The 275-nt window shown below is 65.8% G+C and carries 1 protein-coding gene; it reads left to right on the top strand.

What is annotated here, in order from left to right:
- On the top strand, positions 1-275 hold a 275-nt coding region (locus ACPXBU_RS34900), incomplete at both ends, for a C39 family peptidase (RefSeq protein WP_425761410.1).

Genomic DNA, 275 nt, shown 5'->3' with positions numbered 1-275 from the left:
GCGACCCGTAACGCCCTGAGCGTGCAGGGCAAGAACATCAACGTCGACGACATGGCCAAGGAAATGGGCACCACCGAAGCCGGCACCAACTCCATCAACGACATCACCCCGGTGCTGAACAAGGAGACCGGTAAGGCCGACGCCTACCACAGCGTGGAGATCAGCAAGCCCGACGCCGACGCCGGACAGACCGACCGGCTGCGCGCCGATGTCGTCAAGACCGTCGACGACGGCCGGGCCGTGGTCGCCAACATCGCCGGCACCAGCACCGACAC

This window comes from Micromonospora sp. DT231 (assembly GCF_049847025.1).
In the GTDB taxonomy this organism is placed as follows: Bacteria; Actinomycetota; Actinomycetes; order Mycobacteriales; family Micromonosporaceae; genus Micromonospora.
The sequence above is the reverse complement of the archived record's forward strand: the minus strand, read 5'-3'. Positions and strand labels throughout refer to the sequence as shown.